The following is a 14,357-nucleotide window of genomic DNA, read 5'->3' as shown; positions in this document are numbered from 1 at the left end:
TTTTTTCTGTCTAACTTTTGGGGTGCAGTTCACAACGTCGGGAGACTGCTTTGAAAAATACTTTTTTCAATCGATTTCTTCTTTTACGTTATTCAATCGCACTCTTCTTTTTTGGCAATATTTATTGGCTTTTAATCCAATTTATTAGACCCTCTCTTGTCGTGATTTTCCCTATTATACTCGTCGTATTTTCTATTTTAGCTACTGTTGAGCAGTTTCGATTGTATGGGAAACGGAGTGTGCGATTGGGAATAACACAAATGTTTGTTCGTTTACAAGCAGTTATTTCAACGGGATTACTTGTTCTAACTTGGACAAGTTGGTTCACCTATCTTTTTCCAATTTTCGAAAATAATCAAGTCGCACGTGTGTTTGTCTTTATAGTTCTTTTATTGGGTCTGGTTATCAGCTTATTAGATATTAGAAGAATTCAAGATATATATCAACAAAAAGATAAGGCTTATCAACGATTTATTCAATTGGAAAAGAGCTCACTTAACTTATAAACTTTTGGTTAGAGTCGATATACTTCGAATTATTCTTTTTTTGAAAAAGTAAATAATTATTATGTTTAATTAAGGAGGTCTGTTTATGGATCAGCAAAGCGGATTGTTTGGTTTCCTTGAAAATCACGTCATGGGACCAATGGGTAAACTTGCTCAGTTTAAAGTTGTGCGTGCTATTACCGCAGCCGGTATGGCAGCCGTACCTTTTACTATTGTTGGGTCAATGTTTTTGGTATTTAGTATTTTGCCACAAGCTTTCTCATTCTGGCCAATTGTAGCAGATATTTTCTCTGCTTCATTTGATAAATTTACGTCACTATATATGGTTGCAAACTATGCAACTATGGGCTCATTATCACTTTACTTTGTACTTTCATTAGCATATGAGTTGACTAAAATCTATGCAGAAGAAGAAGAGTTAAATATGAATCCTCTTAATGGTGCTCTTCTTGCATTAATGGCATTTATCATGACAGTTCCACAGATTATTTTTGATGGAGGTATGATGAAGGCTGTGACAAGTCTCAAAGAAGGAGCTGTAGTTGCTGATGGTTGGGCAATGGGAAATGGAGTTACTCGTTTTGGTACTACAGGTATTTTCACAGCGATTATTATGGCTATTGTCACAGTTCTTATTTATCGTATGTGTGTTAAACGGAATTGGGTCATTAAAATGCCCGAAGCTGTTCCAGAAGGTGTTTCTCGTGGATTTACCGCATTGATTCCAGGCTTTGTAGTTGCGTTCGTTGTTATTTTCATTAATGGCTTACTTGTGGCTATGGGAACAGATATTTTTAAAGTTATTGCTATTCCATTTGGGTTTGTTGCGAATCTGACCAACTCATGGATTGGACTGATGATTATTTATCTATTAACTCAACTTCTTTGGATTGTAGGTATTCACGGTGCAAATATTATCTTTGCTTTTGTAACTCCAATCGCACTTGCTAACATGGCGGAAAATGCTGCTGGAGGTCACTTTGCTGTAGCTGGAGAGTTTTCTAACATGTTTGTTATTGCAGGAGGATCTGGAGCAACTCTTGGTCTATGTGCATATATCGCATTTGTAGCTAAGTCAGAACAACTTAAAGCGATTGGACGTGCTTCAATTGTGCCGGCATTGTTCAATATTAATGAACCTTTGATTTTTGGTTTACCAATTATCTATAATCCAGCCTTGGCCATTCCGTTTATCTTAGCGCCAATGGTTACTGCAAGTATTTACTATTTTGCTAACGCTCTGCAATTAATTAATCCGGTAATCGCTCAAGTTCCTTGGCCAACTCCAGTAGGGATAGGTGCTTTCTTAGGAACGACGGATGTTCGAGCAGTTTTTGTTGCACTACTTTGTGCAGTTGCAGCGTTCTTAGTTTATTTCCCATTCATCCGAGTTTATGATCAAAAATTGGTGAAAGAAGAACAAGAAGCATAATAAATTAAGAATTTCCAAATTATTAACGTACTCCAAGAAATTCATATAAGATAAAATTGAATTAGTAGAGAAAAATTTTCATTTTAAAAATTTTTCTCTACTTTTTTCAAAGACAAGTAAAATAGACTGTTATCTATTTTAACTATCTTTGAAGTCTATATCTGTTTTTTGGAATCATTGCAAAGTTTGTTATAATAAGATTTATAGGTGCATTAATTAATTTTTACAGAACTAAACTATTCCCTATTTAAAAAAATCATAAACCTTGTGTGTTTATGATTTTTTCTTGTCTAGGTTTCATCGCCTGTCCAGCCACTGAAATCGTGATGGATGACGTCTTCTAAATAAAAAATATGATCTGTATAGGTGAACTTGAGGATGCAGCAATTGGTCATGCGACCAGTGATCGGCGTCTGCTGATATTTCTCCCAGACTCTTGCAAAATTGCGGATAGAGCCCCCATGGGAGACCATAAGAATTGTATCTCCACTTGTTTTTTCCATCAGCTCTTGAATAGTCTGGTTGATGCGTTCTTGAACTTCTTGTTGAGATTCTCCCCCGTAGTGAACGAAGAAGTCTTCATAAGGTAGAGCTGGATTGAGGTCCTCACTTTCTCCTTCAAACACTCCAAAATTCCATTCCTTGAGGCCTTTGATTCGTTGATAAGAGACTTGTCCATTGGTTGCAATTTCCAAAGTATCACAGGCACGTTCAGAAGTTGAGCTATAGGCTTGATCAAAATGAATGCCATTTTCTTTAAAATAATTGCCAGCAATCTGAGCTTGGTAGATTCCAAGGTCTGTCAGTGGAGAATCACACCAACCTTGGATCAGATGGCGTTTGTTAAAGAGTGTCTGCCCATGACGCATGAGATAAAGAGTTTTTGACATACGATCCTCCTACAGTAAACCTAGTTTTTCAAAAGCTTTATAAAGACCGTCTTCTCGGACATCATCCGTGATCAAATCCGCCATGGCAAGGATTTCTGGTCCACCATTTCCCATCGCCACACCAATCTGACAGGCTTCTAGCATAGGAATATCGACTTTAGCATCACCAAAAGCGATGGTATCTTCACGATTGGCCCCAAGATGCTGGAGAATAACATCAACTGCATAGGCTTTATGAATATCTTTTACACCTAAATCTCCAAAGAGAGCCTCTTCCCCACGTCCTCCCCAAGTTCCGGCTTTTAGCTCCGGGAAGGCTTCCTTAGAATCCAAATGATCCTGGTAGGAGTGGAGAATGAAGCTGATTTTGTTCAAGTCATCGCGGTAGAGCTCTCCACCATAAACCAAGCCATGCAAGGCATCCTCTGCCTCCATGTGTAAGACTTGTTCTTCGCTAGCTCCCTTGCCTAAAGCGTAGGCGCGTAGAGTTGGTCTCGCGGCTTCCCGAAAATTCCGACTGGCAAAAAGGCCGTTATTGCTTTCAAGATAGAATTCTAAGCCTCGTGATTCAAGCCAATCAACAGCTCGCTTGGCTGTCTCATAGGGGATTAGTTGATGTTGGAGGATCTGACCCTTATGTTCAACATAAGAACCATTTCCTCCAATCATGCCATTAAAACCGATATTCCAAATGTCGTCAGGCATTTCTGCCTTACTCCGTCCCGTGCAAACATAGACGAGATGTCCATTTTCACGTGCTTTTCGAATGGCCTGTCTAGCTGAATTGGGTATGTGATTATCATAGTCAACAATGGTTCCATCAACATCTAGGAAAATAATCTTGCTCATCAGTTCCTTCCTTTCCTATTTTCACGATTCTACATTTTAATTGGCAAGTAATCTACTGATATCCTGTTATATAATGATACTTTCCTATTATACCCCATTATCCTTTTCGTTCTTCTCGATAGACCCGAGGAGTCACGTGATAAGCCTTTTTAAACTGGCGATTGAAATTGGACAGATTGGTGAAACCGACTTCCGATGCAATTTCTAGGATGGAGAGACTGGAGTGTTGGAGGAGTTCGGTCGCCTTTCGTAAACGGTAGGAGATCAGGTAATCGATGCAACTAACGCCCAGATTTTTCTTGAAGAAATTCATGAAGTAAGTGGGACTATAGTTACAAATGGATGCTAGGTGATCAATGGTGAGCTCCTCGTTGTAATGCGCATTGATGTAATCAATGATGGTCCGTATTTTTTCCTCTCTTCGATAGGCATCGCGGGTTTGGTCTTTGGAGTGGACATAGCCGTGTTGAAAGAGAAGGTGAAGGAGGGATAAGAGTTTACTTTTCAGTTCTAATTCAAAGAAGCCCTTACGGTAGTAGCCAATTTCTATCGCCTCAACCAGAAGTTTCCGAATCTCGGAATAACCAGCTTGATGAGGTTTGATGACACGATCAAAGTCTAACTGTCCGTTGTAGAGTGGCTGAAGATAATTAATTGAAGCGTAGTCTAAAGTTGAATAGCCAAGCAAATCGAGATGGAAATTGATGGCATCCATAAAGTGATAGTTCCTATCAATTGGGTGGATTGAATGGAGGCAATTGGGACGGATGAGGATAATATCGCCTTTTTCACTATTAAAATAATCATAATCAATATGGAATTGCGCTTGGCCATCATGGACATAGATGAGTTCCATATCGGTATGCCAATGAAAGAGAATATCAGGATGACCGTCTTCCATAATGGTCCGAGTAATGGAGTAGGGGGTGAGATCGTTCTTATAGGGGATATTTTTGTGGAGTTGTCCTAAATTAAGCATGATTTTCCTTTTTGTGAGAATAGTATCAGTAATAGATAGTTTAGTGTAAGACAGTTGATTCTGGATTCATTATAATATAAGAAAGAACAAAAGAAAAGAGAAAGAATATGGCTAAATTTCCTACAGATTTTTTATGGGGTGGCGCAACTGCTGCCAATCAATATGAAGGTGCTTATAATGTTGATGGAAAAGGACTTTCTGTTCAGGATGTGACACCAAAAGGTGGAGTTCCGGCTAAACCTGGAGACCATAATCCGCTGATTACAGAAGAACCTACTCCTGACAACTTAAAACTTGAGGGAATTGATTTCTACCATCGCTACAAGGAAGATATCGCTCTATTTGCAGAAATGGGTTTTAAGGTCTATCGCACGTCTATCGCTTGGTCTCGTATCTTCCCTAACGGGGATGAGCTGGAACCAAACGAAGCAGGCTTACAGTTCTATGATGACTTATTTGATGAATTAGCTAAGTATGGCATTGAACCATTGGTGACACTTTCTCACTATGAGACACCATTGCACTTAGCTCGTCAGTATAATGGCTGGGTGAACCGTGATTTAATTGCTTTCTACGAGCGCTATGTTCGTACAGTCTTCAATCGTTACAAGGACAAAGTGAAGTATTGGTTGACCTTTAACGAAATCAACTCGGTTCTGCATGCGCCTTTCATGAGTGGTGGGATTGCTACACCAGCTGAAGAGTTGTCAAAACAAGATCTTTATCAAGCAGTTCACCATGAATTGGTAGCTTCAGCTTTAGCAACAAAAGTAGGTCATGAAATTAACCCAGATTTCAAGATTGGTTGTATGGTATTAGCAATGCCAGCTTATCCAATGACACCAAATCCTAAAGATGTCCTAGCAACTCGTGAGTTTTCAAACCAAAATTATCTTTTCTCCGATATTCATGCGCGTGGGAAATACCCAGCCTATATCAATCGTTATTTCCGTGAAAACAATATTTCCATTGAATTTGCTGACGGTGATGCCGAATTACTAGCAGAAAATACGGTTGACTTCATTTCCTTCTCATACTATATGAGTGTGGTGCAAGCACACGATCCTGAAAACTATGAGTCAGGTATGGGAAATCTTCTTGGTGGAGTAAGCAATCCTTATCTTGCTAGCTCTGAGTGGGGATGGCAAATTGACCCAGTTGGCCTACGCTTAGTATTGAACGATTTCTATGACCGTTATCAATTGCCACTCTTTATCGTAGAAAATGGACTTGGAGCTAAAGATGTCTTGGTAGAAGGTCCAAATGGTCCAACGGTGGAAGATGACTACCGGATTGATTATTTAAAACAGCACTTGCAACAGGTGGGAGAAGCGCTTGAGGATGGTGTAGAACTTTTGGGATACACGACTTGGGGTTGTATCGACCTGGTGTCTGCGTCGACTGCAGAGATGAGCAAGCGCTACGGATTTATCTATGTAGACCGTAATGATGATGGCACAGGAACTTTGGCTCGATATAAAAAGAAATCCTTTGATTGGTATAAGGAAGTCATTGCAAGTAACGGTGAGTTACTATATCATTAATTTGCTCCTTATAAGACGACAAGTCTGAGACATTCTCAGACTTGTTTTAAAATAATAGTAAAAGAGAAATTGGAGAAATAAAATGGTTTTAACAGTCAATATTTATTACAAGGGAAAAGATGGGGCTGCTATTGCCTTTGCCAAAAAGATGTTAGAAACTGGTATTGTAGCTGAGATCCGAGATAAAGAAGGAAGTCTCAGATATGGCTACTTCCTCCCCTTAGAGGATCCGGAAACAGTCTTACTGATTGACCAATGGGCCAATCAAGAAGCCCTTGATCTTCATCACCAATCTCCTACCATGCAGAAAATCTTAGACTTACGCCAGAAATATAACCTTGTCATGGAAGTAGAGCGATTTATCGAAGATGAATCAGGAATTCCAGAAGGTGACGAGCAGTTTATTGCTAGGGGAGAACTTTAAAAATATCTAATCAAAAAAAGCATCCAAACCCTTTAAGTAAGATAGGGAGTTGGATGTTTTTTATTCTTTTTATTTCAAATTCGACATCACTTGTTTCTTGGTGAAGGTGCGCTCTTGTTTGTTAGCCAAGGCCTTGATGCGCGCATCTAAAAGAACAGCACGACCTTCCGTACTTCGAGTATAAACCAGGTCATACTTACCTATACTCTTTCGAATCTGCTCGACAAAGGCTTGGGCATCTTCTTTACGTTTGTCAAAGAGGCTTGGCACGGCGAAATATTCTGTCTGATCGGATACCTTTTCTTGTGCTTTCAAGATATAGCGTTGATTTTCAATCGGTGCGAAAAATTCGATCATGGTTTGCGAAAAGACTTCTTTCTCCCGCATGGTTCCGCCTTTCAAATAAATCAGCGTGTTGATGGCATCCTTTCTGTCTCGTGCGACTTGGATGTGGGTCTCCTGGGTTTGAATCTGGCCAGAAAGGAGCAGAGCTTGGTGGATAGCCTGACCAAAGACTTCTAGCCGTTTATAAGGGCTCTTATAAAGATAGTAGCGGAGCCAGGCAAGGAGTGCGAGAACAGCTAGGAAGAATAGAAGAATAAGAGACCCTTTATTCCATCCTCCTCTATGTGAATAGTAAATAAAGTTGGCGAAAGCATCGGTCAAAGTGGCGGCCGTTAGCCAACGAGCTAGCTTCCTGGCGTCAAAAAATAGGGCTAGGGGCAGGAAGTGTTTATCCACTTGAACCTCATTTACAATCTCCATATTCTCCAGAATCGGCAGGGCTTTTTGCCAGCCGTCTCGGAGCTCTTGGCGGTGAGTGGAGCGCTCTAAGGTCTCTTCATTGAGTTTTTGCAACTGTTTTTTGGTATAGCGGATATTGTCAAAGGCTAGACGTTCAATGCCAGATTCGATGAAGGGCTCCTTGTAATGGAGACCTAAAAATTGCTTCATCCGTCTTTCTAAGAGCTCCAGATCAGGACTGTATTCTTTCAACTGATCAGTGATGGCCTCGATCTCTTCCTTTTCAAGATCGGACTTTTCATACCATTTCTTTAGGGAAAGATTGATGGAGACCAGGTGCCAGATATTGCTGGTCTTGTCTGGGTCCTCAGGCCACACTCGGATGGCACGACCTCGCATTTGGTTACTGAGCATAAAACTGCCGACAAAGCTCGCTAGGATCAGGGAATTGACACAAGGAGCATCCCAGCCTTCCCCTAGAAGTGACTTGGTTCCAATGACGACTTGGATGAGCCCTTCTTGAAAGAGCTGGGTCACAGCTGTCACCAAATCATGCTGAGAACCAACCAAGCGAACCTTGAGAAAGTCATCAGGAGATAATTGGCCGACGTTTTGGTAAGTCAGTCGATTCCCTCCTAGAAGCTCTTCTAGTCTTGGCTTAGCGACCGTCGGGATGATGACGATGCTGCCGGTCAAAACAGCGATGGCAGGAGGAGTTGCTTGCTCTAAGCTTTCCCTGCGAATGGATTCGAAATAAGAGAGTACTCCCAATTGAGTAAATTGGGCGTCCTTATCCCCGAGATGAACTTCAAAGTCTTGACGAATATAGTCTGTTAGGACCAGTTGGCGCAATTGACTTCCAAGCGCCTGGTATTCCGCCTTGAAAATCTCTCGAACTGCATTGAGTTTTCCAAGGGATTGATTGAGCAGAAGGTCTTGTTTTTTGTTGCGGACCAGTTTGACTTGTTTTCGATCGATCAAGCTGGCTGCTTTTAGTTCATGAAGCAGTTGCTTCTCGTATTCCTCAGGTAGATTGTACCAGTGAGGCACCTGAAAGAGCAGGCCTTGCAGGAGAATTTCAAGCCAGTCCAGGGTGAAAGCAGGTAGTTTCTTGGCTCCTAAAAGGTCCTGGAAACGTTTGGGAAAGGCGATTCCCTTGCTTCGAAGAAAGATCAGGGTAGCAGAGAGATACTTGGGATCATTGAGCAATTCATCATCGCTGATCTGCCCCGATAAGGCTTGGCAGTTTTGGAGGTATTGGCAAAAGAGGGGATCGGAAGTCAGTTGTTGCAAGAGAGTATTCTTTTGTTGGCTAAAAGCATCCAACTGCTCTTGCTCTTCCTTGGTTGGAAAGGCGAAGTAAACATAGTCTTGGTGGGGACAAAGGGTGTCTTCCTTGACCAATTCGGGAACCGTAATTTCCTCATCGATCTCACCACACATACGGATATAGCGATCCCAAAGGGCAGGATCCCCTTCATAGGGAGGGGTGGCGGTGAGGGAGATCATCTTTAAGTCAGGGAAGGCTTGACGAAAAGCTTCCAAACTCTTCCACCATTCATTGCGCAAGTGGTGGCACTCATCTAAACAAAGGGTCCCAAGTGAGATAGCTTTGAAAGTAGTAAAGATATCAAAGCCTTTGAAATCAAATGTTTCAATCTCTGCCTGGTCATCGGTATCTTCAGCTTGTGATTGACCGACGACTTGGTTCACGGCGCTGTGTAGGGCCTGATAGGTAGCCACTGTAATCAGCTTAGGATGTTTGAGGTCCTGAGAGATCAATTGCTCCGCTTGGCTTTCATCACTCAAGAATGCCTGGATAATCCGGTCCACCCATTGCTGACGAATGGTGACCGTAGGAGCCAAGATCAGGGTTGGCTGGCCAAAGCGTCTGATAAATTCGATTCCCAGGGTTGTTTTTCCAGAGCCGGGAGCTGCTACCAAATGCAGGTGGCCATCCGCCATAAAAGCGTCACTCTTATCGAGAACGCGTTTTTGATAGTGTCTCCATTGGCCTGTAAAGGCTAGTTCTTGTAACATTGGTTTCCTCCCTTGTACTGTCCCCATTATATCATAGCGGAGGACAAGAATCTCTTGGTAGAAGTTGAAGATTTCCGCTTTCTAATGAAAATAGCGAAGGGGAAATTTTGAGTGATAAAAAGCCCAATCAACGGATTAGGCTTTTCATATTAGTCTTTCTTTGTTTTACGAGAGAGGCCAAAGGCAGCACTCATGCTAAGAAGACCAAGACCTAGAGTCGTCAAAGCAATGGAGTTTTTGCTTCCTGTATTTGGAAGACTTGCTTCTTTTTGAGGAAGAGCTGCTGGTGCGATATAAACTTCCGTTTTCACAGGCTCGTTTTTAGCAGGTGTAAATACGGTCGGTTTCGCAGGTGTTACAACAGCCGGTTTTTGAGGAGTAGGAGTCGGTGTTGCAGGCGTTTGGATGCTAGGTGTTTGTGGTTTTGCTTTCGCCACACGATGAGTTTTTGAGATCAACTCATACTTGTCTGTTTGGACTTTGAAGACACGACCTTTTTGGACAGTTTCAACGACTTTATTGGCAAATTGAACGTTCAACAAGTTAGCAAAGTTTTTGTCGATATCTAGGTAGAGACCATTTGTTCCATTGACCAATGGAGCAAAGTCAGACTGGTCTACTGTGCGTCCTACAACTGTTAAGGAAATATTCGCTGCCTTCAATGATTGAAGAGTTTCTTCTTTTGATGGGAGAGGATTCTTATATGGAGTATTCACATCGATTGGCTCGTCTGTAATGACGAATGCAAATCGATGATTGTTTGTTCCGGTGCCCCAGTTGTAGTCCTCTGAAGTAGCGATGTGGCGCAATGGAACAGTGGTGTTTTCATAACCACCATAGGTTTTGATAGTTTTCAGAGCAGAAATAAAACTTTCTGGATCCGTTGTGAATTTTGATCCGTTAAAATCAAAGTATTGTATACGATCTGATCGTTCAAATGCAACCAATCCCAAGCGTGCTTGGATATTTTTTGCAGATAAATTACGAACAAAGGTCTCAACGTTCTTCATTGTATCATTGATATGTGAATCCATCGAAGTTGATTTATCAATGACAAAGACGATGTCGGATGTTGCTTGGACTTCTTTTTTATTGACGATATCGGCTTCTTTTGTCACTTCGACTACAGTTGTTTTATTGACAGTTTCAGTTGTTGTCTCAGTGTAGTCAGCTGTTTCTTTAGTGGATGTAGCTGTCTTAGTTGAAGAGACTGGTTTTGAAGTGCCAACAGGTGTGTCTTGATCTGCTAAGCTAGTCGTTTTGATGGTTGCTGTTGAGGTAGTGGTTGTATCTGCACCGTCTGTTTTAGCAGATGGGCCAGTTTTTTTAACGTCCACAGCGATAACATCCCCAGTTTTTGCTTTATCAACAGGAACAACTGGTGTATTGGCTTTGGCGTTGATTTCTTCGGTTGCAGCCGTGATAGGCGATTTTGCTGCTGTAGTAGCTGCAGGAGCAGCTTGGGTTGTTGCAGGTGCAACGTCATCAGCAGAAGCAATAGTCGTTCCTGTGAAGACAGTTCCTAAAACAACGGAAGCTAAAGTTAAAGTTTGTTTACGTGAAATAGTATATTTTTTCAAAATACGTCCCCTTTTTAATAAACTTTTTTCTATCATACAGGTTTTTGAAAAACTTGTCAACGGTATAATAATCAAGGGTTTTGCTGACTTTTATATCCCTAATTATTAATAAAAAACCCAACGAGAAAAATATACACAAAATAATTTAAATATACAAAGTGTGTGAAAGAAAATAGGATTCCCACAAATTTGCAGGAATCCTTATTTTATCGGCATTTCTACTATATTTTTAGTCCTAAAAAATACTAGCTAGTCACTTTATTTATGTTTCTAAATCAGGACATAGGTTTCAACCGCTTGTCCAGCACCGTTTTCATTGTTGGTCTTTGTCACGACTGCTGCTCCGTCTTTCACCTCTTGAGGAGCGTTGCCCATAGCGACACCGATGCCTGCTTTTTTGAGCATAGGAAGGTCATTGAAGTTGTCCCCCATGGTGAGGACTTCTTCTAAGCTCAAGTGGTAGTGGTTGGCGAGCTCAACCAGAGCATCTTCTTTAGAGACGTGCTTAGCAGTAACTTCTAGGTAGTTGGCTTTGGAGAGATAAAAGGCGGTAGAAGGAAAGTCGTCGTTAGAAATAGCATGATAGAGAGCTTGGATCTCTTCTGCTTCCCCAATTAAGAGCAATTTGTGGAGGGGCTTTGTCGTATCCAGCAAAGGATCCAATAGGGGGAGAATGAGAGGTTTTTCTCCTGTAATCCGGGCTTCCTCTTGGCTCCATTGGTCGAGATGATCGGTCATCCAGTCTTTTCCACTATAGAGGTTGATCGAAACTTGAGGGAAGTGTTGGTTGGCCCAGTTGATAAACTGACGAGCTTCATTCTTGTTTAAAGGATGCTCGAAAAGAACCTGCTCTCCCTTTTGGATCAAGGCTCCGTTGTAGCAGGCCATGGGACAGTCCTCTATGCCGAGCTCTTTGGCAATGGGAGCCATCCCTTTTGGAGAGCGAGCAGAAGCCAGCACGAAAGGAATCTCTTCACGCTTTAAATCAGGGATCAGTGCTGTTAACTCTGGGTCAATCTGATGGTGGTCATTTAAGATGGTGCCATCGATATCACTGATGATGAGACGGATGTGAGACATAAAGATTACCTCCTAGTAGAGAATAGTGGTTTCGTTGCCGACTTGTTTAAGGATTTCAGGGCTTGGTTTTTGGTCAGTGATCCAATAGTCAAATTGTTTGAGACGAGCAAGATAGTAGTTTCCGTTTTTCGTCCATTTAGAACTTTCTGCCACAAGGATCTTGGTGCGAGATCGTTCAAAGACGAGGGATTTGACGGCAACGTCTTCTGCATCTTCAAAGGTGACCTCGCCGTTGGCCAAGCTACCAGCTCCAAAAAAGGCAACATCAAAGCGAAGATTGTCCAGTATTTGTGCTTGGTCCGCAGCATAGTAGAAGCGGTTTTTAGGATAGAATTTTCCTCCTAAGAGATGAAAGTCAACCTGGGAAGGGCTACTGAGTTGGATAGCATTGTCAAGGGAGTGCGAATAGACTGTAAGATCTCCATCAAGCAGGCCTGCCAGCAAGGTGATTGAGGTAGAGGCATCGAGAAAGATCACTTGGCCATCTTGGATCCATTGCAGGGCCTTTTGAGCCATGGCAGTCTTTTCCTTGTTGGCTTTCTGACTGCGGTCTAGATAAGAAGGGCCGGGTTCTTTGTTTAAGGGGAGAAGTCCACCATGGGTCCTACGGACTAGCTGGCGTTGGCTAAGAAGGGCAAAGTCTCTGCGAATAGTATCTTTTGAGACCTTAAAGTAATCAACCATTTCTTTAGCCGATAGCTGTTTTCGCTCTTCTAAGAGTTCTAATATTTTTTCGAGTCGCTGTTCCTGGTACATGAATTCGCTCCTTATTTCTGTTCTTGCCTATATTTTACATCATCTATTAAGTCAATGCAAGTGTTTTTAATCGTTCTTAAGTGTTTATGATCTTTTTTCTTGCAAACCCTTATTCTGACGTTTGTTTTAAAGGGGGAATTCTGCTATAATATGTCAAAATAACGTGGAGGTTTCCTTATGGCCAGTGAATATGAAAAAATGATTGCAGGTGATTTTTATAGACCTGCGGACCCTGAATTACGGGCTTTGGCCCAATCCTCTCGGGAGAAGCAAGAAGCCTTTAACCAAGAGATGGATCCTAAAAAGGGGGCAGCTATCATCAAAGAGTGGTTTGGTTCAACCGGTGAAAACCTCTATCTCAATCGCCAGGTTCTTGTGGATTATGGAGTCAACATCCATCTGGGAGAAAATTTCTATGCCAATTACAATTTGATCATGTTGGATGTATGTCCCATTACGATTGGAAAGAATGCCATGATTGGTCCTAATTGCCAATTCTTGACACCATTGCACCCACTGGATCCAGACGAGCGCAATTCTGGTCTCGAGTACGGGGCGCCGATTACGATAGGAGATAACTTCTGGGCAGGAGGAGGTGTCACCATCCTTCCTGGTGTGACGCTGGGTGACAATGTGGTTGCTGGCGCAGGAGCAGTAGTCACCAAGTCTTTTGGAGACAATGTAGTCCTTGCAGGAAACCCAGCCCGTGTCATTAAAGAAATACCCGTCAAAAAGGAGAAACGATGATCCATCAACATGAAATTCCTATTTTAGAGTTTGACGACAATCCACAGGCAGTCATTATGCCGACTCATGAGGGACTCGATCTGCACCTATCTGAAAAATGCATCTATGCTTTCTTGGAGGATGAGATTGAGCGCTTTGCCAAAGCTGTCGGAGCCAAACAAGTAGCTAGCTTTGTCTCAGCTACCAAGACCTATCCGGTCTATGTTATGGAGCACCAAGGAGAGGAAATCTGCTTGGCCCAAGCGCCAGTTGGATCTGCCCCTGCTGCCCAATTCATGGATTGGTTGATTGGCTATGGGGTGAAGAAGATCATATCGGCAGGTAGCTGTGGGGTCTTGGTGGATATAGAAGAAAATGCTTTTTTAATCCCGACCAAGGCCTTGCGAGATGAAGGGGCCAGTTACCATTATGTCGCTCCTTCTCGTTATATAGAGGTGGACGGCCGAGCACTGACTGCTATTGAAACAGTTCTCAAACAAGCGTCCATTCCTTATCAAGAGGTCATGACCTGGTCGACGGACGGCTTTTATAGGGAAACCCCTGACAAGGTGGCCTATCGCATCGAAGAAGGGTGTAGTGTGGTCGAGATGGAGTGTGCCTCGCTTGCAGCAGTGGCCCAGCTTCGTGAGGCGGTTTGGGGCTTGCTCCTATTTACCGCAGATTCACTTGCAGACCTGGAACATTATGACCAGCGTGACTGGGGCTCAGAAGCTTTTGAGAAGGCCTTAGAATTGTGCCTAGAGATGGTTCATCACTTGTAGATCTTTTCTTTTTTTATGATACAAT

The 14,357-nt window shown here is 42.2% G+C and carries 13 protein-coding genes; 6 read left to right on the top strand and 7 right to left on the bottom strand.

Translation table 11 applies throughout. The annotated features are described in order from the left end of the window. The first annotated feature begins 17 nt into the window (after window positions 1-17). Together HMPREF2904_RS10900 and celB are read left to right on the top strand one after the other, a co-directional pair. A complete protein-coding gene (locus tag HMPREF2904_RS10900) occupies window positions 18-506 on the top strand; it encodes a hypothetical protein (RefSeq protein WP_070662794.1) in 489 nt (162 codons plus the stop codon). Window positions 507-591: 85 nt separating this feature from the next. Next, window positions 592-1,938: a PTS cellobiose transporter subunit IIC gene (gene celB, locus HMPREF2904_RS10895; RefSeq protein WP_049474111.1), complete on the top strand. Its 1,347-nt coding sequence runs from the start codon at window positions 592-594 to the stop codon at window positions 1,936-1,938. A 290-nt stretch (window positions 1,939-2,228) separates the two neighbouring features. Here celB and HMPREF2904_RS10890 read toward each other — a convergent pair whose 3' ends face one another. From HMPREF2904_RS10890 to HMPREF2904_RS10880, 3 genes are all read right to left on the bottom strand, one after another. Further along, window positions 2,229-2,828: a histidine phosphatase family protein gene (locus HMPREF2904_RS10890; RefSeq protein ID WP_049474110.1), complete on the bottom strand. Its 600-nt coding sequence runs from the start codon at window positions 2,826-2,828 to the stop codon at window positions 2,229-2,231. Window positions 2,829-2,837: 9 nt separating this feature from the next. Next, window positions 2,838-3,677, bottom strand: coding sequence for a Cof-type HAD-IIB family hydrolase (locus HMPREF2904_RS10885; protein WP_070662791.1), 840 nt, complete (start codon window positions 3,675-3,677; stop codon window positions 2,838-2,840). 97 nt (window positions 3,678-3,774) lie between these two features. Continuing rightward, window positions 3,775-4,656: an AraC family transcriptional regulator gene (locus tag HMPREF2904_RS10880; protein ID WP_070662788.1), complete on the bottom strand. Its 882-nt coding sequence runs from the start codon at window positions 4,654-4,656 to the stop codon at window positions 3,775-3,777. Between the two features lie 107 nt (window positions 4,657-4,763). On the opposite strand from HMPREF2904_RS10880, the gene HMPREF2904_RS10875 reads away from it, so the two are divergent. Further along, window positions 4,764-6,200: a glycoside hydrolase family 1 protein gene (locus tag HMPREF2904_RS10875; RefSeq protein WP_049474107.1), complete on the top strand. Its 1,437-nt coding sequence runs from the start codon at window positions 4,764-4,766 to the stop codon at window positions 6,198-6,200. Between the two features lie 82 nt (window positions 6,201-6,282). Next, window positions 6,283-6,624, top strand: a complete 342-nt coding sequence (locus HMPREF2904_RS10870) for an antibiotic biosynthesis monooxygenase family protein (protein ID WP_049474106.1) — start codon at window positions 6,283-6,285, stop codon at window positions 6,622-6,624. 69 nt (window positions 6,625-6,693) lie between these two features. Here the strand turns inward: HMPREF2904_RS10870 and HMPREF2904_RS10865 are convergent, their stop codons facing one another. From HMPREF2904_RS10865 to HMPREF2904_RS10850, 4 genes are all read right to left on the bottom strand, one after another. Continuing rightward, window positions 6,694-9,408 (bottom strand): DEAD/DEAH box helicase family protein, encoded by a 2,715-nt coding sequence (locus HMPREF2904_RS10865; RefSeq protein WP_070662785.1) that lies wholly within the window; start codon window positions 9,406-9,408, stop codon window positions 6,694-6,696. A gap of 149 nt (window positions 9,409-9,557) precedes the next feature. Then, the gene (locus tag HMPREF2904_RS10860) at window positions 9,558-10,988 is read right to left on the bottom strand and encodes a vWA domain-containing protein (RefSeq protein ID WP_256263291.1); all 1,431 of its coding nucleotides are present in this window, start codon (window positions 10,986-10,988) and stop codon (window positions 9,558-9,560) included. A gap of 270 nt (window positions 10,989-11,258) precedes the next feature. Then, window positions 11,259-12,068: a Cof-type HAD-IIB family hydrolase gene (locus tag HMPREF2904_RS10855; protein ID WP_070662780.1), complete on the bottom strand. Its 810-nt coding sequence runs from the start codon at window positions 12,066-12,068 to the stop codon at window positions 11,259-11,261. A gap of 12 nt (window positions 12,069-12,080) precedes the next feature. Beyond that, entirely contained in the window at window positions 12,081-12,824 is a 744-nt protein-coding gene (locus HMPREF2904_RS10850) for a DeoR/GlpR family DNA-binding transcription regulator (RefSeq protein WP_070662777.1), read from the bottom strand. A gap of 177 nt (window positions 12,825-13,001) precedes the next feature. On the opposite strand from HMPREF2904_RS10850, the gene HMPREF2904_RS10845 reads away from it, so the two are divergent. Together HMPREF2904_RS10845 and HMPREF2904_RS10840 are read left to right on the top strand one after the other, a co-directional pair. Then, on the top strand, window positions 13,002-13,571 hold the full coding sequence (locus HMPREF2904_RS10845) for a sugar O-acetyltransferase (protein WP_070662774.1): 570 nt from the start codon (window positions 13,002-13,004) through the stop codon (window positions 13,569-13,571). After that, window positions 13,568-14,332, top strand: a complete 765-nt coding sequence (locus HMPREF2904_RS10840) for a nucleoside phosphorylase (protein ID WP_070662771.1) — start codon at window positions 13,568-13,570, stop codon at window positions 14,330-14,332. The genes HMPREF2904_RS10845 and HMPREF2904_RS10840 overlap by 4 nt, the downstream gene beginning before the upstream one ends. Window positions 14,333-14,357 lie beyond the last annotated feature (25 nt).

It is taken from the genome of Streptococcus sp. HMSC072G04, assembly GCF_001813295.1.
Classification (GTDB): Bacteria; Bacillota; Bacilli; order Lactobacillales; family Streptococcaceae; genus Streptococcus.
Note: the sequence above shows the minus strand (reverse complement) of the source record. Positions and strands in the feature narration are given on the sequence as shown.